Origin of the sequence: Pseudomonas sp. FP2254 (genome assembly GCF_030687695.1) — a bacterium.
Classification (GTDB): Bacteria; Pseudomonadota; Gammaproteobacteria; order Pseudomonadales; family Pseudomonadaceae; genus Aquipseudomonas; species Aquipseudomonas quebecensis.
Map to the genome: position 1 here is coordinate 4,203,917 of NZ_CP117444.1, position 24,255 is coordinate 4,228,171.

17 protein-coding genes and 1 riboswitch are annotated in these 24,255 nt (G+C 62.4%); of the genes, 2 read left to right on the forward strand and 15 right to left on the reverse strand.

Annotation, left to right across the window (positions count from 1 at the left end; translation table 11 throughout):
• Window positions 1-46: 46 nt before the first annotated feature.
• Window positions 47-2,665 carry an alanine--tRNA ligase gene (gene alaS / locus PSH94_RS19330; protein WP_181081199.1) on the reverse strand — a complete coding sequence of 873 codons (2,619 nt, stop codon included), beginning with the start codon at window positions 2,663-2,665 and terminating at the stop codon, window positions 47-49.
• A 146-nt stretch (window positions 2,666-2,811) separates the two neighbouring features.
• A complete protein-coding gene (ltaE, locus tag PSH94_RS19335; RefSeq protein WP_266246460.1) occupies window positions 2,812-3,816 on the reverse strand; it encodes a low-specificity L-threonine aldolase in 1,005 nt (334 codons plus the stop codon).
• Window positions 3,817-4,006: 190 nt separating this feature from the next.
• Window positions 4,007-4,176, forward strand: a riboswitch (FMN riboswitch).
• 97 nt (window positions 4,177-4,273) lie between these two features.
• Between ltaE and PSH94_RS19340 the strand changes: the two genes are divergently transcribed.
• Window positions 4,274-4,783 carry a 6,7-dimethyl-8-ribityllumazine synthase gene (locus tag PSH94_RS19340; protein WP_057723717.1) on the forward strand — a complete coding sequence of 170 codons (510 nt, stop codon included), beginning with the start codon at window positions 4,274-4,276 and terminating at the stop codon, window positions 4,781-4,783.
• Window positions 4,784-4,842: 59 nt separating this feature from the next.
• On the opposite strand, the gene astE is transcribed toward PSH94_RS19340, so the two are convergent.
• The 7 genes from astE to PSH94_RS19375 form a co-directional block, all read right to left on the reverse strand.
• Complete coding sequence (astE, locus tag PSH94_RS19345; RefSeq protein ID WP_305435576.1) at window positions 4,843-5,847, reverse strand: succinylglutamate desuccinylase; 1,005 nt, start codon at window positions 5,845-5,847, stop codon at window positions 4,843-4,845.
• Between the two features lie 12 nt (window positions 5,848-5,859).
• Window positions 5,860-6,147: a topoisomerase II gene (locus PSH94_RS19350; protein WP_181081202.1), complete on the reverse strand. Its 288-nt coding sequence runs from the start codon at window positions 6,145-6,147 to the stop codon at window positions 5,860-5,862.
• Between the two features lie 23 nt (window positions 6,148-6,170).
• A complete protein-coding gene (gene astB / locus PSH94_RS19355; RefSeq protein WP_305435577.1) occupies window positions 6,171-7,517 on the reverse strand; it encodes an N-succinylarginine dihydrolase in 1,347 nt (448 codons plus the stop codon).
• Between the two features lie 66 nt (window positions 7,518-7,583).
• Complete coding sequence (astD, locus tag PSH94_RS19360; RefSeq protein ID WP_181081204.1) at window positions 7,584-9,050, reverse strand: succinylglutamate-semialdehyde dehydrogenase; 1,467 nt, start codon at window positions 9,048-9,050, stop codon at window positions 7,584-7,586.
• On the reverse strand, window positions 9,050-10,075 hold the full coding sequence (gene astA / locus PSH94_RS19365; RefSeq protein ID WP_305435578.1) for an arginine N-succinyltransferase: 1,026 nt from the start codon (window positions 10,073-10,075) through the stop codon (window positions 9,050-9,052). The genes astD and astA overlap by 1 nt, the downstream gene beginning before the upstream one ends.
• 48 nt (window positions 10,076-10,123) lie before the next feature.
• Window positions 10,124-11,143 (reverse strand): arginine/ornithine succinyltransferase subunit alpha, encoded by a 1,020-nt coding sequence (aruF, locus tag PSH94_RS19370; protein ID WP_181081206.1) that lies wholly within the window; start codon window positions 11,141-11,143, stop codon window positions 10,124-10,126.
• Window positions 11,144-11,346: 203 nt separating this feature from the next.
• Complete coding sequence (locus tag PSH94_RS19375) at window positions 11,347-12,567, reverse strand: aspartate aminotransferase family protein (protein WP_305435579.1); 1,221 nt, start codon at window positions 12,565-12,567, stop codon at window positions 11,347-11,349.
• Between the two features lie 303 nt (window positions 12,568-12,870).
• On the opposite strand from PSH94_RS19375, the gene PSH94_RS19380 reads away from it, so the two are divergent.
• Window positions 12,871-18,798, forward strand: coding sequence for a dermonecrotic toxin domain-containing protein (locus PSH94_RS19380; RefSeq protein ID WP_305435580.1), 5,928 nt, complete (start codon window positions 12,871-12,873; stop codon window positions 18,796-18,798).
• Between the two features lie 4 nt (window positions 18,799-18,802).
• On the opposite strand, the gene argR is transcribed toward PSH94_RS19380, so the two are convergent.
• The 6 genes from argR to PSH94_RS19410 all read right to left on the reverse strand — a co-directional run bounded on the left by argR (window position 18,803) and on the right by PSH94_RS19410 (window position 24,096).
• A complete protein-coding gene (gene argR, locus PSH94_RS19385) occupies window positions 18,803-19,783 on the reverse strand; it encodes a transcriptional regulator ArgR (RefSeq protein ID WP_181081209.1) in 981 nt (326 codons plus the stop codon).
• 144 nt (window positions 19,784-19,927) lie between these two features.
• The gene (locus tag PSH94_RS19390) at window positions 19,928-20,692 is read right to left on the reverse strand and encodes an ABC transporter ATP-binding protein (RefSeq protein WP_124368064.1); all 765 of its coding nucleotides are present in this window, start codon (window positions 20,690-20,692) and stop codon (window positions 19,928-19,930) included.
• 27 nt (window positions 20,693-20,719) lie between these two features.
• Complete coding sequence (locus PSH94_RS19395; protein ID WP_305435581.1) at window positions 20,720-21,832, reverse strand: succinylglutamate desuccinylase/aspartoacylase family protein; 1,113 nt, start codon at window positions 21,830-21,832, stop codon at window positions 20,720-20,722.
• A 1-nt stretch (window position 21,833) separates the two neighbouring features.
• Entirely contained in the window at window positions 21,834-22,532 is a 699-nt protein-coding gene (locus tag PSH94_RS19400; protein ID WP_181081211.1) for an ABC transporter permease, read from the reverse strand.
• Window positions 22,529-23,218: an ABC transporter permease gene (locus PSH94_RS19405; RefSeq protein WP_003193627.1), complete on the reverse strand. Its 690-nt coding sequence runs from the start codon at window positions 23,216-23,218 to the stop codon at window positions 22,529-22,531. Before PSH94_RS19405 ends, PSH94_RS19400 begins: the two co-directional genes overlap by 4 nt.
• Before the next feature lie 92 nt (window positions 23,219-23,310).
• The gene (locus PSH94_RS19410) at window positions 23,311-24,096 is read right to left on the reverse strand and encodes an ABC transporter substrate-binding protein (protein ID WP_181081212.1); all 786 of its coding nucleotides are present in this window, start codon (window positions 24,094-24,096) and stop codon (window positions 23,311-23,313) included.
• Window positions 24,097-24,255: the final 159 nt, after the last annotated feature.

Sequence of the window (24,255 nt, forward strand, 5' to 3'; positions counted from 1 at the left end):
GCACTGGTCAGGCCCGCGACTAGACCACGGGCCGATTAACAGCGCCTTAAATGCCAGCCTCGACGAACGGCACGGTCAGGGCCAGGGCCGCATCCAGGGCACCGGCGTCTACACCACCGCCTTGCGCCATGTCCGGACGACCACCGCCCTTCCCGCCCACTGCCGCGGCGGCCTGCTTCATCAAATCACCGGCTTTGAGTTGGCCAGTCAGGTCTTTGGTTACACCGGCAACCAGAACGACCTTATCCTCATGGACACCGCCGAGCAGGATCACTGCGCGGCCGAGCTTGTTCTTCAACTGGTCGACCAGCGCCAACAACGCCTTGCCGTCCTGACCGTCCAGGCGCGCAGCCAGAACTTTCACGCCCTTGACGTCGACGGCCGAAGCTGACAGATCGTCGCCCGCAGCGCTGGCGGCCTTGGCTTGCAACTGCTCCAGCTGTTTCTCCAGCGCACGGTTGCGCTCCAGTACGGCGGACAGCTTGTCGACCAGATTGTCGCGGCTGCCCTTGACCAGGCTGGCCGCTTCCTTGAGTTGTTCTTCCGCCGCATTCAGGTAGGCCAGGGCCGCAGCACCGGTCACCGCTTCGATACGACGCACACCGGACGCCACGCCACCTTCGCTGATGATCTTGAGCAAAGCGATGTCGCCGGTGCGGTTGGCGTGGATACCACCACACAGTTCCACCGAGAAGTCGCCGCCCATGCTCAGCACGCGCACACTGTCGCCGTACTTCTCGCCGAACAGCGCCATGGCGCCCTTGGCCTTGGCCGTCTCGATATCGGTCTCTTCGGTCTCGACCGGGGTGTTCTTGCGGATCTGGGCGTTGACGATGTCTTCCAGCGCCTTGATCTGCTCAGGCTTGATCGCTTCGAAGTGGCTGAAGTCGAAACGCAGGCGCTGGCTGTCGACCAACGAACCTTTCTGCTGGACGTGCTCGCCCAGCACCTGACGCAGTGCGGCGTGCAGCAAGTGGGTGGCCGAGTGGTTCAGCGCCGTGGCGTGACGCACATCGGCGTCTACCTGGGTGTCGACCGGCGAGCCCACGGTCAGGCTGCCCGAAGCCAGCACACCGTGGTGCAGGAAGGCGCCGCCGGTCTTGGTGGTATCGCGCACGTCGAAACGGCCGGAGGTGGATTTGACGAAACCGCAGTCGCCGATCTGACCGCCGGATTCGGCGTAGAACGGGGTCTGGTCCAGCACCACGACGCCCTCGTCGCCCTCGTTCAAAACGTCGACCGACTGGCCGTCCTTATACAGGGCAACCACTTTGGCCGCTCCGCTGGTGGCTTTGTAGCCGGTGAACTCGGTGGCCACGTCAACCTTGACCAGGCTGTTGTAGTCCATGCCGAAAGCGCTGGCCGAACGTGCGCGCACGCGCTGGGCTTCCATCTCGCGCTCGAAACCTTCTTCGTCGAGGGTCAGGTTGCGCTCGCGGGCGATGTCGCCGGTCAGGTCCATCGGGAAACCGTAGGTGTCATAGAGTTTGAACACCACGTCACCCGGCACCACGTTGCCCGACAGGTTGGCAAGGTCTTGCTCGAGAATCTTCAGGCCCTGTTCCAGGGTCTTGGCGAACTGCTCTTCTTCGGCCTTGAGCACACGCTCGATGTGCGCCTGGTTCTGCTTGAGTTCCGGGAATGCGTCGCCCATCTCGGCGACCAGCGCCGCGACGATCTGGTAGAAGAAGCTGCCATTGGCGCCCAGCTTGTTGCCGTGGCGGCAGGCGCGACGAATGATGCGGCGCAGCACGTAGCCACGGCCTTCGTTGGACGGCAGCACGCCGTCGGCGATCAGGAAGCCGCATGAACGAATGTGGTCGGCCACTACCTTGAGCGACGCCTGGTTGTCATTGCTGCAACCGATAGCCTTGGCGGCCGCCGCCAACAGGCTCTGGAACAGGTCGATTTCGTAGTTGGAATGGACGTGCTGCATCACCGCACTGATCCGCTCCAGGCCCATGCCGGTGTCCACCGACGGCGCCGGCAACGGATGCAGCACGCCATCGGCGGTGCGGTTGAACTGCATGAAGACGTTGTTCCAGATCTCGATGTAACGGTCGCCGTCTTCTTCCGGCGAACCCGGCGGGCCACCCCAGATGTCGGCGCCGTGGTCGTAGAAGATCTCGGTGCATGGGCCACACGGGCCGGTATCGCCCATGGTCCAGAAGTTGTCGGACGCGTACGGCGCGCCTTTGTTGTCGCCGATGCGCACCATGCGCTCGGCCGGCACGCCGACCTGTTTGGTCCAGATGTCGTACGCCTCGTCATCGCTTTCGTAAACGGTGACCCACAGTTTTTCCTTCGGCAGTTTCAGTACGCCGGTGAGGAAGGTCCAGGCGAAGTTGATCGCGTCCTGCTTGAAATAATCGCCAAAGCTGAAGTTGCCGAGCATTTCGAAAAAGGTGTGGTGGCGGGCGGTGTAGCCGACGTTTTCCAGGTCGTTGTGCTTACCACCGGCGCGCACGCACTTCTGGCTGCTGACTGCACGGGTGTAGGCGCGCTTTTCCTGGCCCAGGAAGCAGTCCTTGAACTGGTTCATCCCCGCGTTAGTGAACAGCAGGGTGGGATCATTGCCTGGGATCAAGGAGCTGGAGGAGACACGGGTGTGACCTTGCTCTTCGAAGAAGCGAAGGAAGGCTTCACGGATTTCTGCGCTTTTCATTAGGTTCTTCCACGGAGGCTGCGGCCAAAGGCCAGTGCGCAACATCATCAGACGGAGCGACGGCAAAGGGCCGCATTATATCGGCCCTTTGCCGGTGGTACAGCGTGTTTATGCGATAGCGACGTTCAATTAGACGGTCTGCACGATCATTTTTGCGAATATTCGACGAATGTCTCCAGCACCTGCGCCATCTGCGCCCGGCTTACATCCAGATGAGTGACCATGCGCAGACGCGGGGCGGCGCTCAACTTGATCCCGCGCTCGGCGGCAAACGCCTTCAAGGCCTGGGCCTGGTCGCCCACCTGCACATAGACCATGTTGGTCTGCACCGGCTCCACCGTGTAGCCGGCCTTGCGCAGCTCATCCCCCAGCCACTGGGCATTGGCATGGTCTTCGGCCAGGCGCTGCACCTGATGGTCCAGTGCATACAGGCCCGCCGCCGCCAGAGAACCGGCCTGGCGCATACCGCCACCGACCATCTTGCGCAGCCGGCGCGCTTTGGCGATCAGCGCGGTTGAGCCGCATAACACCGAGCCTACGGGTGCACCGAGGCCCTTGGACAGGCACACCGACACCGAATCGAAATGCGCGGCGATCTCACGCGCGTCCACGCCCAGCTTGACCGCCGCGTTGTAGAGCCGCGCGCCATCCAGATGCAGGGCCAGGTCGTGTTCGCGAGTAAATGCCCGTGCCCTGGCCAGGTACTCCATCGGCAGCACCTTGCCCTGCATGGTGTTTTCCAGGGCCAGCAAGCGGCTGCGGGCGAAGTGGAAGTCGTCGGGCTTGATGGCGGCCAGCACGTGCTCCAGATCCAGCGAACCGTCCGCCTGCACTTCCAGCGGCTGTGGCTGGATCGAACCCAGCACCGCCGCACCACCGCCTTCGTATTTGTAGGTGTGGGCCTGCTGGCCGACGATGTATTCCTCGCCGCGCTCGCAGTGGGCCATCAGCGCCAGCAGATTGCTCATGGTACCGGTGGGCACGAACAACGCGGCGGCGAACCCCAGGCGTTGGGCCAGCTCGGCTTCCAGGCGGTTGACGCTGGGGTCTTCGCCGTAGACGTCATCGCCGCAGACGGCGCTGGCCATGGCATCGCGCATGCCGGCGGTGGGTTGGGTCACGGTATCGCTGCGAAGGTCTATCACGGTCATCAAACTGGCCTCGGGCAGGTGGGGCGTTTTGTCGTATTGACGATTACTGCGGGCAAACCCGCGAGATATCAAGCCCTATGTGCAGTCAATCGAATAGCTACCAAACAAACCGATATAGCTTATCGATACGGCGTCCGTGCAGTTTCTGAAAAACCGTGTTAAAAACTCTGCGCCGCCAGGGTTCTGGCGGCAACGTTCTCAGGGCGGGGTGCAATTCCCCACCGGCGGTAATTGCACGCAATGTGCATAGCCCGCGAGCGCTTGACGCCTTGGACTGCTCACGCAGGCCGGCGCCAAGGTCAGCAGACCCGGTGTGATCCCGGGGCCGACGGTCATAGTCCGGATGAAGAGAGAACGGGATTGGCACCTAAGGGCCGCACGCCTGTTTGCGCATGCGTACCCTTAAATCCCATTCGATTCATAACGCCCTGTTTTTTTCTTAAACAGGAGTCAGAGCATGCAACCCACCGCTATCGACAGCAAAAGCAAAAACCATCACGGCGAGCGCGTCGCGTTTATCCAGGCCTGCTGGCACAAGGATATCGTCGACCAGAGCCGTAAAGGTTTTCTCGCCGAAATGATCGCCCAGGGCTACCAGGAATCGGACATCGATTTCTTCGAAGTCGGCGGCGCCTTTGAAATGCCCCTGCACGCCAAACTGCTGGCCAAGACCGGCCGTTACGCCGGCATCGTCGCTGCTGCGCTGGTGGTGGATGGCGGTATCTACCGCCATGAGTTCGTCGCCCAATCGGTGGTCAGCGGCCTGATGCAGGTGCAACTGGAAACCGAAGTGCCGGTGTTCTCGGTATCCCTCACGCCGCATCACTTCCACGGCGGCAGCGAGCACACGACGTTCTTCTACGAGCACTTCGTGCACAAGGGCCAGGAAGCGGCACGGACCTGCGCCGACACGCTGCACAAAGTGCGGGCGATCCGTCGCAGCGAGCCACGGGCGGTAGCAGTCTAAGCAATACTGCAAAACAAAATGTGGGAGGGGGCTTGCCCCCTCTCACATTCGGTCCAGGTCTATGCCAGGCCCACGTCCGTGGTCGGCACAATCAATATCCCTGCCCGCAAACCGTTTTTCACCTTCGGGTTGGGGAAGATGATACGCGCACCCTCCTCCTCGATTACCCAACGGGTCTTGGCCACGTCTTCGGCCAGCAGATAACCCTTTTCCAACTCAGAAAAGTTTTCCACATCCGCCGGCAAGTGCAGCAGGAAGGCGTCGCTGTGCTTGATCACTTCCCGCGACACGGCAAACAGTTTCAACCCATCCAGGCTGTCGGTCGCAGGCTCGGTGCCTTCGATGATCTGCGTCAGGCGCGATTCCAGGCGTGAAACGTCCACCCCCTGGTTCTGCCCGAACGGCCGCGCCTTGCCCAATTCCAGGGTGAATGCCTCGGCGTCCAGTTGCTCGTAGGTGAAGGCCGTGAAGGTGATCGAGGTTTTGTTCTGCAACAGCACCGCTTCCATGCCCGCCGCACGCAAACGTTCCAGCTCGCGACGCGAATGCTGGCGCCCGTCTTTCCACGGGTACAGCGCGAACTGCTCGATTTTGGAGCCACGGATGGCGGTGTGCAGGTCGTAATGCAGGCGCGTGCGCTCGGGTTTGCTGAAAAAACTGCGCGCCAGTTGTTCCAGCTCTGCGGCACGCATGGCTTCGGGGCCGATGTTTTTTTCGTGACGGCCGTTGAACAGCCGATTGATGTCCAGTTCCAGGTAACGCTCGCCGCGGCGCATGGCCTCGGGGTTGCCGAACAGGAACAGAATACGGGTGCGGGGCTTGATGTCCCCACGGGCGATGCCATGCAACAGGCGGTCGAGCAGTTCGATCGGCGCGGTTTCGTTGCCATGGATGCCGGACGACAGCAGCAGATCGCTGCCATTGTCCCTTGTCTCGGGAGGTCGCACTTCCAATGCGCCCTCGCTGAGCCAGCGCATCTGCACGCCGTCGACAGTCAGTTGAATTTTTTGCGCCGGTTCGCGACCGGCGAGGGTCAGTTCAAGCAGTTTGCCGAGGGCGAGCATACGCAAGCTTCCTTAGTGGTTGCAGCCAGGACCGTGGACGTGATCGTCATCATCGCCGTCAACGTCGGCCGGTTCCATTTCCAGTTGCAGGCTCATCAGGTTGGTGGCCAACGGGCGCATCAGCAGGTTGGCGTACTCGGCGTCGCCTTCCTCCACGTCCACACCGATCAGCAGTTGGCCGCGGCCGTCGTGCTGAATCCAGATTTCCTTGCCCTGCCACACCACGGCGACGCGGGTGCAGGAGGTTTCCAGCTGGGTGCCGTCGGTGTCTTCAAGGATCAGTTTCAGGGTGTCGGTCATAAAATGCTCTCAGCCGTGCGGCGTTAATTGATCTGGAAAGGATAAACCGCGCCCAGTTTAAGGATTTGCGTCAGTTCATCCAGTGCCGTCCGGCACTCAAGCAGCAATTGCGGGTCAGCCAGGTCGGTTTCGCGCAGGCTGTCGCGATAGTGCTTGTGGACCCATTGGGTCAGCGTGTCGTACAACGGCGCGGTCATGATAACCCCTGGGTTTACCGCCGCCAGTTCGGTTTCGTTCAGCGCCACGCGCAGGCGCAGGCACGCCGGGCCACCGCCGTTCTGCATGCTTTGCTTGAGGTCGAAGACCTTCACTTCACGGATCAACCCACCCGAGGCGGTCAGGCCCTGCAGGTACTGCCAGACGCGTTCATTGACGCGGCACTCTTCCGGCACGATCAGCAGCATCGAGCCGTCGGCGCGAGTCAGCAACTGGCTGTTGAACAGGTAGGAACGCACCGCATCCTCGACGCTCACCAGGACGCGCGGTACACACACCGACTGGAAATTGCCGCCCAGCTTGCCCAGCTTGGCCTGCAGTTCGCCGAGCATCTGCTCGGTATTGAGAAACGCATCCTCGTGGTAGAACAGCACTTCGCCGTTGCCCACCGCGATCACATCGTTGTGGAACACGCCGGCATCGATCACCGCCGGGTTCTGCTGGGCGTAGACCACGCCGTCATCCTTCAGGCCATGCAGACGGGCGACGGCCTGGGAAGCTTCCAGGGTCTGGCGCGCCGGGTACTTCTGCGGTGCCGGGTAGCGGGTGTCGAACGCACTGCGGCCGAACACGAAAAACTCCACACCGGCCTCGCCGTAGTCACGGCAGAAACGCGTGTGGTTGGCGGCGCCCTCGTCGCCGAACTGCGCCACTGCCGGCAACGCGGCGTGGTGGGCGAAGTGCTGCGGGTTGGCAAACATGGCGCCCAGCACGCGACTGGTGGTCGGGTGCTCGATGCTGCGGTGGTATTTGCAGTTGAGGTTGGCGGCGGTGAAATGCACGCGGCCGTCGGCGGTGTCGGCGCTGGGGCTGACGGTGGCGGCGTTGGCCACCCACATGCTCGATGCCGAACAACTGGCAACCAGCAACGGCATGGCCTGCTTGGCCGCCTGCTGGATCACCTGAGCATCGCTGCCGCTGAAGCCGAGGTTGCGCAGCGCGGCCACGTCGGGACGTTCCTGGGGAGCCAGCACGCCTTGCACGAAGCCCATGTCCATCAGGGCCTTCATTTTTTGCAGGCCCTGCAACGCCGCTTCCTTGGGGTTCGAAGACTGCTGGCTGTTGCTCTGGGACGCGACGTTGCCGTAGGACAACCCGCCGTAGTTATGGGTCGGCCCCACTAGACCGTCAAAATTGACTTCATAGGATTTCATCGGCGAGGCTCCACGAACATCTGTTTTTATAGGCATCAAAAGTCTTCAACACATCCCCTCCCACCTCTAGATGAGGGTAATGCCAGGGGTCAGTGTCGCGGGCACCACCAGGCTTGGGGTTTCCAGCGATGCCACCGGGTACGCGCAATAATCCGCCGCGTAATACGCACTGGCGCGATGATTGCCCGAGGCCCCTACTCCACCAAATGGCGCGGTGCTGGCGGCGCCGGTCAACTGTTTGTTCCAGTTGACGATACCGGCGCGGCTTTCCAGCCAGAATTGCTGGTAGCGCGCTTCGGAATCGGACAACAAGCCTGCGGCCAGGCCGTACTGGGTGTTGTTGGCTTCGGCAATCGCCGCTTCGAAGTCGTGGTAACGGATCACCTGCAGCAGCGGGCCGAACAGCTCTTCGTCTTCGCGTTCGGTCACGCCGGTCACATCGATGATACCCGGCGTCAGCAACGCTGCCTGGTCCTGGGGCTGGGTCATTTCCAGCAGCGCCACGGCGCCATTGGCCAGCATCAGCTCCTGGGCGTCCATCAAGGCTTTGGCGGCGGCGAGGGAAATCACCGAGCCCATGAACGGCGCCGGTTGCTGATCGAACGCGCCGACTTCAATGGTCGAACTGACTGCCACCAACCGCGCCAGCAACGCATCGCCCCAGGCGCCTTGCGGCACCAGCAGACGACGGGCGCAGGTACAACGCTGGCCGGCCGAGATAAATGCCGACTGGATAATGGTGTAGACCGCTGCGTCCACGTCGGCCACTTCGTCCACCACCAGCGGGTTGTTGCCGCCCATTTCCAGGGCCAGGATTTTGTCCGGGCGCCCTGAGAATTGCTGGTGCAGATGGTTGCCGGTGCGGCTGGAACCGGTGAAGAACAGGCCGTCGATGCCTGGATTGGCCGCCAAGGCGATTCCGGTTTCCCGCGCACCTTGCAGCAGGTTCAGTACGCCCGCCGGCAGGCCGGCTTCGATCCAGCATTGCACGGTCAGCTCGGCGACCTTCGGGGTCAGCTCGCTGGGTTTGAACAGCACCGTGTTGCCCGCCAGCAACGCCGGCACGATATGCCCGTTGGGCAAGTGACCGGGGAAGTTATACGGACCGAATACCGCGACCACGCCGTGAGGCTTATGGCGCAGCACAGCGGTGGCGTCGCCCAGCGGGCCGCTCTTCTCGCCGGTGCGTTCGCGGTAGCTTTGCACGGAGATGGCGATCTTGTTCGCCATGCTGGTGACTTCAGTCGCCGCTTCCCACAGCGGCTTGCCGGTTTCCTCACCGATGCAGCGGGCGATTTCATCGGCGCGGCGCTTGAGCGTGGCGGCGAAAGCGTCCAGCACCGCGATGCGTTCTTCCAGGCTGCGCCGAGCCCAGCTCGGGAACGCCTGACGCGCGGCCTGTACGGCGGACTCGACCTGCTCGGCGGTGGCGCCGTTGCCAGCCCACAGCACGTGCTGAGTCACCGGGTTGCGCGATTCAAACAGTTCACCCTGGCCGGCCAGCCAGCTACCTGCGATATACAACGAATTCATTACTTCGACTCCCGAGCAGCGGACAACGGTACGGCACGCACCTGATCACCAACCACCAGTTGCAGACGCTTGGCGGTCAACGGGTCGACCACCAGCGTGCCGGCGGCCAGGCGCGCCGGCGCGGCGGTAATGCGGCAATCTTCGCGTTTGCGGTTATGAATCAGGAACGGCGTGGCGTCGTCCCCTGGCGTACCGATGGCCAACACCAGCGACTGGCTGTCGCGCACCGCACGGATCTTGCTGGTTTCGCATTCCACCGCCGGGCCGGCGTCGAAAATGTCGACATAGCCCTGGTAGCTGAAGCCTTCGCTCTTGAGCATGCTCAGCGCCGGTTCGGTGTCGGGGTGGACCTTGCCGATCACGTTGCGCGCGTCTTCGGACAAAAAGCAGCTGTACAGCGGAAACTTCGGCATCAGCTCGGCGATAAACGCCTTGTTGCCCACGCCCGTGAGGTAGTCGGCCTGGCTGAATTCCATTTTAAAGAAATGCCGGCCCAGGCTCTCCCAGAACGGCGAACGCCCGGCCTCGTTGGACACGCCGCGCATCTCGGCAATGATCTTGTTGCCGAACAGTTGCGCGAACTCCGCGATAAACAACAGGCGCGCCTTGGCCAGCATGCGGCCGTTGAGACCGTTGCGGTAATCGGCGTGCAGGAACAACGAGCATAATTCGGAATTGCCGGTGAGGTCGTTGGCCAGAAACAGCGTCGGGATCTCGCGGTAGATGTTCAATTCCTGAGACGCGCTGACGGTCAGGCCCACCCGGAAGTTGTACCAGGGCTCACGCAGGCCGACGGCACCGGCAATCGCGGAAATGCCGACCACGCGGCCCTCGTCGTTTTCCAGCACGAACAGGTAGTCGGCATCGCCGCGACCGGCCTCGCCGCGAAAGGTTTTCTCCGCCCAGCCCACGCGGTGGGTCAGGCGCTCTTCGTTGGCCGGCAGGGTGGTCAGGCCGGTGCCGGTGCTGCGCGCCAGATCAATCAGGGCCGGTAAATCGCTGCTGCGTACGGGACGAACGATCATGCTATCTCCTCAGACGGGCCGCTCTTGGCCACCCGCGAAACTCTGCGTTTAAACCGCGACCAGGCGCACACTGGCGCCCTCGCCGACGCCCAGGGCTTCAGCCGCGGCCAGGTCCAGGGTTACCGGCTTGCCAGGCGCGTAATCCAGCTCCAGCATCACCGCACGGTAATCCTGCAGCTGCGCGTTGCTGACCAGGTACTGGCGGCCGACGCCCTTGACCATCTCGCCGATCTTCACCGGCACCACGCGGCTCTGGGCAATCGAACGGATGCCCGAGACCCGCGCATGCAGCGTCGGGCCGCCGTCGAAGATGTCGATGTAATGATCGGTCTCGAAGCCTTCGCGCATCAGAATGTCGAAAGTGATCTGCGCGCGCGGATGCACCTGGCCCATCGCCTCCTGGGCTGCGTCCGGCAGCAGCGGCACGTAGATCGGGTAATGCGGCATCAGCTCGGCGAGGAAGGTGCGGCTCTTGAGCCCGCACAGGCGCTCGGCGGCGGCATAGTTGAGGTCGAAGAAGTTGCGGCCGATGGCGTCCCAGAACGGCGAGTCACCGTTCTCGTCGCTGTAGCCGACAATCTCGGTGACCACCGAATCGGCAAAGCGCTCCGGATGGCTGGCGACAAACAACAGGCGCCCGCGGGAATTGAGTTCCGACCACGGCGAGCCGACCAGTTCCGGCACCACGTAGAAACTGGTGAGCAGGCTGTTGCCGGTCAGGTCGTGGCACTGGGAAAGCACGTGAATCTTGTTGTGGATCTTCAGCTCGCGGGAGGCGTGCACGAAGGTCTCGTTGCGAAAACTGTAGAACGGCTCGGAATAACCGGCCGAGGCGACGATGGCCGAGCAACCGGCGAGCTTGCCGGTCTCGGTGTCTTCGAGCACGAAGAAATAGCTTTCTTCGCCGTTGAAACTCACCTCGGCCGCGAAAGACGCTTCGCTGGCGGCGATCTTGTCGCTCAGGCGTTCCACATCGTCCGGCAAGGAGGTGACACCAATCGGGCTGTCCGCAGCCAGACGCTGTACCTCGCCCAGATCAGCCATTTGCGCGGGGCGCATCACCAGCATGGTGTCACTCCTTAACTCGAAAATTCACAGAAAAAAATACCGGACAGGTCAGGAACGCCACATAGCTTCAAGTGGGCATATTCCAGTGTGGGAGGGGGCTTGCCCCCGATAGCAGTCTGTCAGTTGATACATCTGTGACTGATACACCGCCATCGGGGGCAAGCCCCTCCCACATTTGATCCGGTCCGACAGAAAGATGTGTATCAGGCTTGGGTCAGCGTCTTTACCGCACGCTCGAAACGGTCCAGGCCTTCGCTGATGTCCGCCTCATCCACCACCAGGCTCGGGGCAAAACGCACCACGTCCGGGCCGGCTTGCAGGATCATCAGGTTTTCTTTTTCGGCCGCGTTGAACACGTCCTTGGCCTTGCCCTTGAATGCATCGCTCAATACGCAACCGATCAGCAGGCCCATGCCGCGTACTTCGGTGAAGATGCCGTACTGCTTGCCGATCTGCTCCAGGCGCGCCTTGAACAGTGCGTGCTTGGCCTTCACGCCCGCCAGCACCTCAGGGGTGTTGATCACATCGATTACCGCTTCAGCCACCGCACACGCCAGCGGGTTGCCGCCGTAAGTGGTGCCGTGGGTGCCGACCACCAGGTGCTTGGCCAGCGCTTCGGTGGTGAGCATCGCCGCGATCGGGAAACCGCCACCCAGGCTCTTGGCGCTGGTGAGGATGTCCGGGGTCACGCCGTAATGCTGGTAGGCGAACAGGTGGCCGCTGCGGCCCATGCCGGTCTGCACTTCGTCGAACACCAGCAGCGCGTTGTTCGCGTCGCACAGCTCGCGGGCGCCTTGCAGGTAAGCCAGTTCGGCCGGCAGTACGCCGCCTTCGCCCTGGATCGGTTCCAATACAACGGCGCAGGTCTTATCCGACACGGCGGCTTTCAGCGCTTCCAGGTCGTTATAAGGAACGTGGGTGATGCCGGTGATTTTAGGCCCGAAACCATCGGAGTACTTGGACTGCCCACCGACGTTGACGGTGAACAGGGTACGGCCGTGGAAGCTGTTGAGCGCGGCAATGATCTCGTATTTTTCGCTGCCGAAGCGGTCGAACGCCACGCGGCGGGCCAGCTTGAAGGCGGCCTCGTTGGCCTCGGCGCCGGAGTTGCAGAAGAACACGCGCTCGGCAAAGGTGGCGTCGATCAGCTTATGCGCCAGGCGCAGGGCCGGCTCGTTGGTGAACACGTTGGAGACATGCCACAACTTGTTGGCCTGTTCGGTCAACGCGCCGACCAACGCCGGGTGGGCATGGCCCAATACGTTGACCGCGATGCCGCCGGCAAAGTCGATCAGCTCGCGACCGGCCTGGTCCCATACACGTGAACCTGCGCCACGCACGGGAATGAACGCGGCAGGTGCGTAGTTGGGAACCATGACCTGGTCGAAATCGGCACGTTGCACCGGGGCTTGCTCAACGGACATCGGAGTCTCCTGAAGAGGAACGCCTGCCTGGAACTGGCGGGCGATGCAGGGATTGTAAGGACAGTTTTCGGCGCGGCCTTGCCGCCAAGCGACAACTTCTTATAGCGCCAACCCGCGATTTTCGTGGGTTTACGCCAATGCGACAAATAGCGTCGCAATGGCGCAGTTTAAACCGTGTAAAGCCGCAGAGGCAGGCCAAGGCGGATTGTTTTAATCCGGACAAGCCGCGCAACTATCTAACACCGCCCCTATGTCACCCTCTGGCTTGCTAGGCCTTCATTTACCACATGAAGGCGCCAGCCGATGCCCGTGCAACCCGACCCAACCGCCCCGCTCGATTTACTTCCCACCTATCGCGACCTTCACCACGACCTACTGGCGAAGGCCATTCCCGCCTGGCTGGGCAACGCGTCCGATGCTCGCCGGGCAGCCCTCAAGGCTGTCACCCCGGGCATCGAGCCCTGGCACGCGAATGCCACCGCCGAGCAACATGACGCGCTCAAGCCGCTGATCGGCGAAGCGTGGGCCGCGCAAAACCAAGTGGACCGGGTGATGACCAGCCTCAAATCCCCCCAAGACTTCGGCGCACCGATTCTGCAACAAGCCCTCAAGCAGCGCTTCGGTGTCGAGCGTGATGTGCACAGCACCTACCTTCGGCTCTATATCCCCGCCACCATTCCCTGGCTCAAGGTCAAGTCCGGTGCCGCGCGTACCTGGACGGTGTCGCTGCTGGAAGCGGCGTTGCACAACTTCGAAGAATCGGAAACCCGAGAAGGCGCGTACGAAGAAGCGTCCACCTTCATCACCCGCCCCGGTGCCGATGGCCATTTCGAAAGCCTGCCCGGCGTCGCCACCCGCATCAGCGTACCCGCCTTCACCCAGCTATGCCGCGAGCTGGATATCGGCCGCCAGTACAGCGCCTACCTCGAGCAGTACCTGGGGGTGCAGGATGCGGCGGCCAAGGCGGCCCTGCAGCTCAAGCTCAGGCAAAGCCACCAGTCGGCCTTGAAGGTCGCCTTGCAGATGGCACGGATGAAGGGCGACATCCCGCAAGCCAGTGTTGATCCCCTCGCGCGCCTGTTCAATGGCCAGGACTGCACTTCGCTGCTGCGTCACGACTTGAGCCTGCTGTCCACCCCGCTCACCGGCATCGTGCTGTTTGCCGCAGACCTTGAACGCAGTCAAACCGTGGTGCCCGTAGTGGCCTACATTCCCGGCGACCCGGAACACCCGCTCAAGTACTACCCCTCTACCGCCCACTTCATGCAGGAACTGACGATCAAACTGCGCCATCCCAAGTACCAGCGCTTTTTCAGCCATTTTGTCGGCCATGAGGAACAGGGCCGTTTTTTCACCCTGCTGGACACGCGCCTCAGCGAAGTCACCTGGCATCCACACACCCAGGGGGACGCACGCCCCAGCTGGCGCGAAACACCGACAGCCGCTCCTGACCTGCAAGCGGTCTCCACCCCTTTCGGCGAAGACCTGTTCGAGCACCTCTACCACAGCCACTTGAATAAGCTGCTCAACGATGCGCGGAGCATGGCGATCGCTACCGCCAGCGTCGACCAGCAGGCGCGCTGGCGGCGTTGGGACCTGCTGGGTAAGATCAGTTCGGCCTTGCTGCAGGTCGTCGCCTTCATCGCCGCGCCTTTCGTGCCGCCACTGGGGCTGTTGATGCTCGGCTACACCGCCTACCAATTGCTCGATGAGACCTTCGAGGGCATTGTCGACTGGGCCGAAGGCGTCAAGGACCAAGCCTTCGAACACCTGATGTCGGTGCTTGAACAACTGGTGCAACTGGGCCTGTTCGCCACCGGCCTGCCCATCGCCGAAAGTTTGCTGCGCCAGGCGCTGCCCGCGCACGTGTGGGCATTTTTTGACACGCTCACACCGGTCATGCGCAAGGATGGCTCCTCCAGGCTGTGGAATGCGGACCTGGCACCCTATGCCCACGACCTGTCGCTGCCCGCCGACGCCATGCCCGATGCCAAGGGCCTGTATCGCCACGCCGGCAAAGACGTCCTGCCCCTGGCCGGCCAGCACTACGCCGTAGCGACGGACCCTGTAACCGGGCACTATCGCCTGCAACATCCTTCACGCCCCGATGCCTACCGTCCGCGCCTGTACACCAATGACCGCGGTGCCTGGGTCACCGAACTGGACTACCCGCTGGCGTGGGACCGCCCGACCCTGTTGCGCCGGCTCGGCCATCAGGTCGATGCCCTGAGCGATGCCCAACTGGAGCAGGTTCGCCACATCAGCGGGGTCGATGACGATGCGCTGCGCGCGCACTACCTGAACCGGCAGCCGCCGCCGGCACTCTTGGCCGACAGCCTCAGGCGCTTCAAGATCGACCACGACCTGCACACCTTCGCCGCTCAACTGCGCAGCGACGATCCGGCCGTATATAGTCACGCCGATGCCCAGACCCAGCTGTTCCTGCTGACCCGTTACGGCCTGTGGCCCAAGACCAAAACCCTGCGTTTTCTCGACCGCCACGGCACCGTTGCCTGGGAAGTCGTCGGCAACCCGGATGCCGCCGTGGTGCAGATACCCGAGGAACAGTTAACGAACGGCGACCTGTTGAAAACCCTGCTGCAGGCACTGGACGAACCTGAACGTAAACAGTTGCTGGAGGAAGAGTTCGGCTTGCCGCCGATCTCCCTGGAGGCACGAGCCGGGACCCTCAGGGCTCGATTGGCCGACCTGGCCCAGGACAAACATGCGGCGCTGTTCGAGTCGCGCTACCACAGCCTGGAACACACCACCGACGCTGGGTTGCAAAGTCTTATCAACGCAGAGCGCGGCCTGCCTCTGAGCGCCGCCGAAGCGCTGCTGCATCACGCCAGCACCAGCGAACTGCGTGAGCTGAACCAGGGCAATATTCCGCAATCCCTTCAACAGCGGGCACGCGCCGCCTTGCATCAGGTACGCGTGGCTCGCGCCTATGAAGGGCTGTATCGGGAGTCGCTGGCTTCGCTGGACACCCACCGCCTGGCCCTGCATTCATTGCAGCGCCTGCCGGGTTGGTCGAGTGACGTGCGTATCGAGGTCAGGGACTACAGTGCCAGCGGCCCGCTGCGCGACAGCATTGGCAGCGCCAGCGCCCCTATCCACCGAACCTTGATCCGCCACGAAACCGGAGGCTATACACCGACCACGCTCACCGATGAGCTGTTCGGGGTCACCGACCTGTACACCGCCGTCCTGCAGGCCCTGCCCGACACCCAACGCGACGCACTGGGCCTGCACATCGGCCAAGGCCCGCAGCTCAGGCAGGCAATGGCCGAACACGCACTGGAACACCGCCAACTCAGCCCGTTACTGGCGGCCGATCCCATTCTCAAGCCCAGCCATGACCCCAGTACCATGCGCCTGCTCGGCGGCATGGAGGGTTATCGAGCGGCACCCGCGCACCAGCCCGGCACCGTGCCAAGCATCCAGGCGCAGTTGCAACAGCTCTATCCCCGCCTCTCTCAAGAACGCATCAATGCGCTGGTCATCACCCTGCAGCGCCTACCCGGTGGACCCTCGAGCGCGGTGGCGGCACTGAGAGTCGAATACGCGCAACTGGACAATGACCTGGATATCTGGGAAAGCAATACACCTCAGCGGTCCACCACCGGAGAACGCCTGAGGCATCAGGATTACACGTATGCAAGGCGCAATCGCCGCCTTTGGGCCGATGAAATCCGGCGCGCCTGGCGCCACGAAACCACGGTCGACGACTACTATGAGCCGATCACCCGCAACGGCCTGCGCCTGCTGCTCAGCGCCCCCATCGAAGGCGAGCTGCCACAACTGACCGCACGCTTGCCTCACGTGACACTCCTGGAACTGCAAGGCAGCGAGCGCCCGGTCGCGCACCTCGACGCCTTCCTGGCGCTGTTTCCAAACCTGCGCCTGCTGGCGGTGCGCGACATGCCGCTGAACGCACTTCCCGCCGCCACACCGGGCATGCCGCACCTCAATGAACTGATTCTGAGCAACTGTTCGATCACCTTGAATGCCCGGAGCGCGCAAACGCTGTCGGCCATGACGCGCCTCAGAAGCCTGGATCTCTACAACAACCCGTTGGGCATCACGCCCGATGTGACGAACATGCCGCAGCTGAGCTTTCTGGACCTCAACCACACAGGTATCACCGAAGTACCGCCAGGCCTGGCGAATCGCCCGCGACTGGAAGCCGCGATCCTGTCGAACAACCGCATCAGCGCGTTGCCCGCCGAGCTGTTCACCTTGCCGGCGGCTGTCAGCGAACACTTCGACCTGGCGAACAACCCGTTCACCCCGACGACCCTGGAACAGGTGAAAATCTACTTCCAACGCACCGGCAGCCACTGGGAAGCCACGCCACACGCCTTGGACGTCGCCCGGGTTAAAGCGCTTTATCCGTCCTTCAATGACAGTGAAGTGCGCAGTTTTATCTTTGGCCTGCACGGCACTTTGGAAATGGGGCGAATAGAACTGACACGCCTTGAGCAGGAGTACACAGCCCTGCAGACAGAATTGACCCAATGGGCCACGCAAGCGCCACGTCCGCAGGACATCCAGACGCGCCAGACCTTCAAGGCATTGCTTGAAGCCTGCTGGCGCAAGGAGTCGGCGTTGGACGAGCGCAGTACCAGCATCGTACCGACCTACGCACTGCGTGTTCCCTCGCCGCTTGCCGGTGACCTGCCGGCGCTGGGCGTGCTTTTGCGCGAGGTTTCATCGCTTGAGCTGCAAGGTAACGCCAGCCCACTGCAAGTGGCGCAGTTCCTTAACGCGTTTCCTCAACTGACCAGCCTGCGGGTGGAAAACGCCTTGCTCGGTGCCATTCCACCCACGGTCTTCGAGCTGCCCTACCTGGTCTCGCTGCAGCTGCCACGCTGCGGCGTGCGCCTGTCGGCCGGCGAGGAACAAGGCCTTATCGGCCTGTACTACCTTGAGCACCTGGACCTCAGTCACAACCCGCTCACCCACCTACCCGATTTCGAACGTCTGCCCAGGTTGTTCAGGCTATCGCTGCAAAACACCGGCATGACCGAGCTCCCCGCCAGCCTGCTGGTGCCCACGGGACGCCGTGAAATCAACCTGAGCCACAACCGGATCAGCCAGTTGCCCGAGGATTTGTTCGCACTGCCTGCGTCGGCCACCAGAGCCTTCAACCTATCGGGCAACCCGCTGTCGCGCCAGGCATTGCAGCACATCAAAACCTACAGCCAGGCCCAGGGCGAGCATCTGCAAGCCGATGCGCCAGCCAACGAGCGCGCGCGGGTATCAGTGCTTTACCCAACATTCTCTTCGGCGGAGGCCAACCGTTTTGTGTTCAACCTGCCAGGCGATATGGACGCCGTACCTCGAGCACTCGACAGCCTGGAAGCCGAGTACCGCCAGCTCTGCGCAGATTTGCAGACGTGGGCACTGGATGTCCCGGCACCCGAGCCCACGCAAGGCGCCCGGATGGATGAGCAGCTCCAGGCCCAGGAGCAGATCAACCGCCTGATGTTCAAAGAGTTGCTGGAACAGGGCTGGCGCCGCGAGAGTCCGTTGGATGAACTCAATGGCGGCGAGCCACCCACTCACGAGCTGACGTTTGAGACACCGCTGCGTGGCGCACTACCGAGGTTGAACGCGCGTTTCGAACACATCTCTCGACTGGACCTGAGCACGGGCGACATCACCACCGACATCGACGGGTTGCTCGCAGGCTTCCCCCAACTCAAAAGCCTGTCGGTGTTCCGTTACGCCCTGAGCAAGCTGCCTTCCTCGATATTCGACATACCCAGCCTGACCTCCCTGAGCCTTCAGGAATGCCGGATTATCCTGACTGAGGAAACCGCCGGCGCGCTGGCGGCGATGACGCAACTGGAGTACCTGGACCTGAGCGAGAACCCACTGGGCCTGCCGATTGACGTGAGCCAGCTGTCCAACCTGCAGTCGCTGTATATGCAGGACGTCGGGCTCACCGAGTTTCCCAGTGGCGTATTTGGCCTGCATCACCTGACCACATTGGACGTCAGCGACAACGCCATCGTAGAGGTGCCCGCCGACATCCTCGAACGGCAACTGCCCTTCGATGAAGAGTCTGACTTCAGTGGGAACTCGTTTTCGCCTGCCAGCATCGAGCGTTTAAGAACCTATTTCTTGCAGACCGGCAATGACCTGGGAGTCGCGGATGCGGCCCACGATGATGCAGGCGCCCCTCTGGCGCCGCCGACACCGCCGGAGCCCGTGGAGGAGTAACCCGTCAGCCGCGCTCGGCCGGCACCGACGACAACTCGAATGGGCTGCTGCTGCGGCGCTGGTTGCGGTCTTCACGGGGGGTGGCGCCGAAGAAATTGCGGTAGGCGCTGGAGAAGTGCGGCCCCGAAGAGAAGCCGCAGGACAGGCCGATCTGGATGATCGACTTGCTGGTTTGCATGAGCATCTGGCGCGCCTTGTTCAGGCGCAGTTCCAGGTAGTACTGGCTGGGGACGCGATTGAGGTATTGCTTGAAGATGCGTTCCAGTTGTCGTCGCGACACGCACACGTGCTGGGCGATTTCGTCGGTGGTCAGCGGCTCTTCGATGTTGGCTTCCATCAGCAGCACTGCCTGGGTCAGCTTCGGATGGCTGGAGCCCAGGCGGTTTTGCAGCGGGATACGCTGGCGCTCGCCGCCTTCGCGGATGCGCTCGACCACCAGCTCTTCGGACACCGCGCCGGCCAGTTCGGCGCCGTGGTCACGGGCCAGCACCGCCAGCAGCAGGTCGAGCACCGACATGCCGCCGCAGGCGGTCAGGCGGTCGCGGTCCCAATCGAACAGATGGCTGGTGGCGATGACCTTGGGGAAGCGCTCGGCAAAGTCGTCCTGCCAGCGCCAGTGCACGGCGGCACGGTAGCCGTCGAGCAGACCGAGCTGGGCCAACGGATAGACGCCGGCCGACAACCCGCCGATCACACACCCGGCGCGCACCAATTGCTTGAGCGCGCTGCTCAGTTGAGAGGCGATGACGGTGGGCGGCTCGTCGGCCAGCAGGAACAGTTTCTGGAAGCCTTCGAGCTTGCCGGCCCACGGCTCGCCCGGCAGTTGCCAGGCACCTTCGGCGGCAGGTTCGGCGAGCAGAAACGACAGCTCGTAGACCACTTCCGGATGCACCCGCTGGGCCACGCGCAAGGCCTCCTCAGCCAGCGCAAGCGTGAGTGCTTTTGTGCTGGGCCAGATCAGGAAACCAATTTTGTGGGCGGTCATGGAAGGCTATCCGAAGCAAAAACAGTGAAAGAAGCCGTGGGCCAATGCTAGCCCGTAAATGAACACAAATCTCAAAAACGATGAATATCCAATGTGGGCGGGGGCTTGCCCCCTCCCACATAAAGCAGCGCTCACACGGAGTGGCTACTTCAAGCTGCCGGACAGGAACTGCTGCAACCGCTCCGATTGTGGATTCACCAGCACTTCACGCGGGTTGCCGCGTTCTTCGACGATGCCTTTGTGCAAAAACACCAACTGGTTGGACACTTCACGAGCAAAGCCCATTTCGTGGGTCACCACCACCATGGTGCGGCCTTCCAGGGCCAGGTCCTGCATCACCTTGAGCACTTCGCCCACCAGCTCAGGGTCGAGGGCCGAGGTGGGTTCGTCGAACAGCATCACCTCCGGTTCCATCGCCAGGGCACGGGCAATCGCCACGCGCTGCTGCTCGCCGCCGGACATATGGCCGGGGAACGCATCCTTGCGATGGCCCACGCCGACTTTGGCCAGGTAGTGCTCGGCCTTTTCACGGGCGTCTTTTTTCGACATGCCCAGCACATGCACCGGTGCTTCCATCACGTTTTCCAACGCGGTCATGTGCGACCACAGGTTGAAATGCTGGAACACCATGGACAGGCGCGAACGCATGCGTTGCAGTTGCTTGGGATCGGCCGCCTTCATGGCGCCGTCCTTGTTGGCCACCAGCTTCAGCTCTTCGTTATTGAGCAGGATCTTGCCGGCGTGAGGTTGCTCCAGCAGGTTGATGCAGCGCAAAAAGGTACTTTTGCCCGAACCGCTGGAACCGATGATGCTGATCACATCACCGGCGGCGGCGGCCAGGGACACGCCTTTGAGCACTTCATGACTGCCATAGCGTTTATGCAGGTCTTGGACTTCAAGCTTGTACATGCGGTCGGTTCTCACAAAAACAGGTGGTCAGTCGTTGAGCAAGCGCCCGTGTCGCAGCGCTTCGCGCCCCGCCACCTTGGCCAGCCAGAAACCCGCTTGGGCATAACGTAGCCGTTCAACGGCAAACAGCACCCCCGAGGTGCCCGCGCAGATAATGCTCACGCGGTCGGTCAGGGGATCAATCACTTCAAAAATCGGTTCGCCTTTGTCGACCCAGTCCCCGGCCTTGCGCAGGTAACTGATCACCCCGGCGTGGGGCGCGAACAGCAACTCGGTGCCTTCGAACGGCACGCCTTCGCACGGTTCGTGTTGCGGCGCCGGCCACTCGCCTTTGATCAGGCCCTGCTCGGCGAGGAAGGCGAGGATGCCTTCGGCATGGAAGATCGCTTCGTCGCGACCGGTGTCGGCCTGACCGCCCAGCTCCAGCGTCGTCGCCAGGCACGCCAACGGGATCTGCGCCTCGGGGAATGCCCGCGACAAGCGCAACCACGGCAGCGAACAGGCTTCATCGAACGAACTGCCGCCGGAGTCTTCTGCGAGCAGGCCGACCTTCACATTCAGGTGCGCCGAGAGCGAACGCCACTGCGGCCAGTGCTGGGGCAACGCGTACATGTGCAGCGCGGCTTCGGCGTCGCAGTGCAGGTCGAGCACGATATCGGCGGTGCACGCATGCTTGAGCAATACGCGCTGCATGCCTTGCAACTGGCTGCTCGGCTCGGGCAGTGCGTCCAACGCCTGGCTCATCGCCTGGCGAATCAGGCGCACATTGGCGTGAGGGTCATCCTCCAGCTTGCCGGAGAGCAGCTCGGCCACTGGCTCGCTCAATTCAACGAAGTCGCGGTTGAAATTCTTGCCGCTGCCCACTTCGAAACGGCCCTGGTGGCTGCCTTGCAGCAGCTGCCCAAGGCCCATCGGGTTGGCCACCGGCACCAGCTCGATCACGCCGTTGAGGGCGCCTTGCCGTTCCAGTTCGATCAGACGCTTTTTCAGCTCCCAGGCGGCGCGCATGCCGGGCAGCTCATCGGCGTGCAGGCTGGCCTGGATATACGCCTTGCGCTCGCCGCTGCCGAAACGGAACACACTCAGCTGGCGCTCGCAGCCCAGGTGGCCCCAGGGCAACAGGTGGTCGATACGTTCCATATCAGTGCTTCCGTGGAGCCAGGTAGCTCAGCCAGCGGCGCTCGGCCAACTTGAACAGGCGCACCAGGATGAAGGTCAGGCACAGGTAGAACACGCCGGCGGTGATATACGCTTCGAACGGCAGGTAATACTGCGCGTTGACGGTACGGGCCGCGCCGGTGATGTCGATCAACGTGACGATGGAGGCCAGGCTGGTGGTCTGCAGCATCATGATCACTTCGTTGCTGTACTGCGGCAGCGCGCGGCGCAGGGCCGACGGCAGCAGGATGCGGCGGTACAGCTTGTAGCGCGACATGCCCATGGCCTTGGCCGCTTCGATCTCGCCGTTCGGAGTGGCCCTGAGGCTACCGGCAATGATTTCGGCGGTGTAGGCGCTGGTGTTGATCGCAAAGGCCAGGCACGCGCAGAACGTCGCGCTGGACAGCCACGGCCACAGGAAGCTCTCGCGCACCGCTTCGAATTGCGCCAGGCCGTAGTAGATCAGAAACAGCTGCACCAGCATCGGCGTGCCGCGGATCACGTAGGTGTAGAGCCAGGCCGCGCCGTTGACCAGCGGCTGTTTGGACACCCGCATCAAGCCCAGGGGCACCGCCACGAGCAGGCCGAAGAACAGCGAGATCGCCAGCAGTTTCAGGGTGGTCGCCAGGCCGCCGAGGTACAGCGGCATGGCCTCCCAGATGACGTTGTAGTCGAAGATCATAGATCAGCCGCCCTTACGCCTACCGAGTAGCGCTTTTCAAGGTAACGCAAGGCCAGCAACGACACGCTGGTGATCACCAGGTACATCGCCGCCACTGCGAGGAAGAAGGTGAAAGGCTCGCGGGTGGCGTCGGCCGCCTGCTTGGCCTTGAACATCATGTCTTGCAGGCCCACTACCGAGATCAGCGCGGTGGCCTTGGTCAGTACCAGCCAGTTATTGGTGAAGCCGGGGATCGCCAGGCGGATCATCTGCGGCACCATCACCCGGAAAAACACCTGGAAGCTGCTCATGCCATACGCAAGGCCGGCTTCGGCCTGGCCCTTGGGGATGGCCATGAAGGCGCCGCGGAAGGTTTCCGACAGGTAGGCGCCAAAGATGAAACCCAGGGTGCCGATGCCGGCGGCCAAGGGGTTCAAGTCGATATAGTCGTCAAAGCCCAGCAGCGGCGCGACGCGATTGAGCAGGTCCTGACCGCCGTAGAAAATCAGCAGGATCAGCACCAGGTCGGGGATCCCGCGGATCACCGTGGAGTACAAGTCACCCAGCCAGGCCAACCAGCGCACCGGCGACAGGCGCAACGCGACCCCGATCAGACCCAGAACAATGGCCAAGGCCATGGACGACAAGGCGAGCTGAAGCGTCAACCATGCGCCATCGAGGATGACGGCCCCGTAGCCTTTCAACATGATTCAGGTCCTCGAAAAGGGGAGATGAAAAAATGGCGCAAACCGCAGGAATTCTGTTGCTTGCGCCATTCTGGACAGACAGCCGCGACGATTTACTTGGCGTCGGCGCCGTAGATATCGAAGTCGAAGTACTTGTCCTGGATTTTCTTGTACTCGCCGTTGGCACGGATGGCAGCGATCGCAGCGTTGATGCGGTCCAGGTTTTCCTTGTCGCCTTTGCGTACCGCGATGCCTACGCCGTCGCCGAAGTATTTCACGTCGGTAAATGCCGGGCCTTCAAACGCGAAGCCTTTGCCGGCGTCGGTCTTCAGGAAACCGTCCTGCAGCAGGGTGGCGTCAGCCACGGTGCCGTCCAGACGACCGGCGGCCACGTCCAGGTAGATTTCGTTCTGGGTGCCGTAAGGAACCACGGTGGCGCCTTTAGGGGCCAGCACTTCCTTGGCGAAACGATCATGGATCGAACCGCGCTGCACACCGATCTTCTTGCCTTTCAACTCATCCAGGCTGTCGCTGACGGTCGTGCCTTCCTTCAACACCAGGCGCGCCGGGGTCAGGTAGTAGCGGTTGGTGAAGTCGACGGACTTCTTGCGGTCGTCGGTGATGGACATGGACGACAGGATCGCATCGATCTTGCGCACTTTCAGCGCGGGGATCAGACCGTCGAATTCCTGCTCGACCCAGGTGCATTTAACGTCCATCTGCTTGCACAGGGCGTTGCCGATGTCGTAGTCGAAACCGACGATGCTGCCATCCGGCGCTTTCGATGCGAACGGAGGGTAGGCTGCTTCGATACCAATTTTCAGCGGCTTGCCTTCAGCGAAAGCCTGCATGGACAGCACGGACAGCGCCAGGGCGCCCAACAGCACGAGTTTCTTCATCTTGGGACTCCATCGGTATAGGGCAGAAACAGCAGTATGAGCCAGGGCCCACGATGCGATTGAGTAAAACCGAATAGCGGTGCTGCGTCCTGCGCCGGTGGCTACCTGCGACGACGAGCGAGTGATCGGCATTCTAACGACAGGCCGGAAGCCGATATT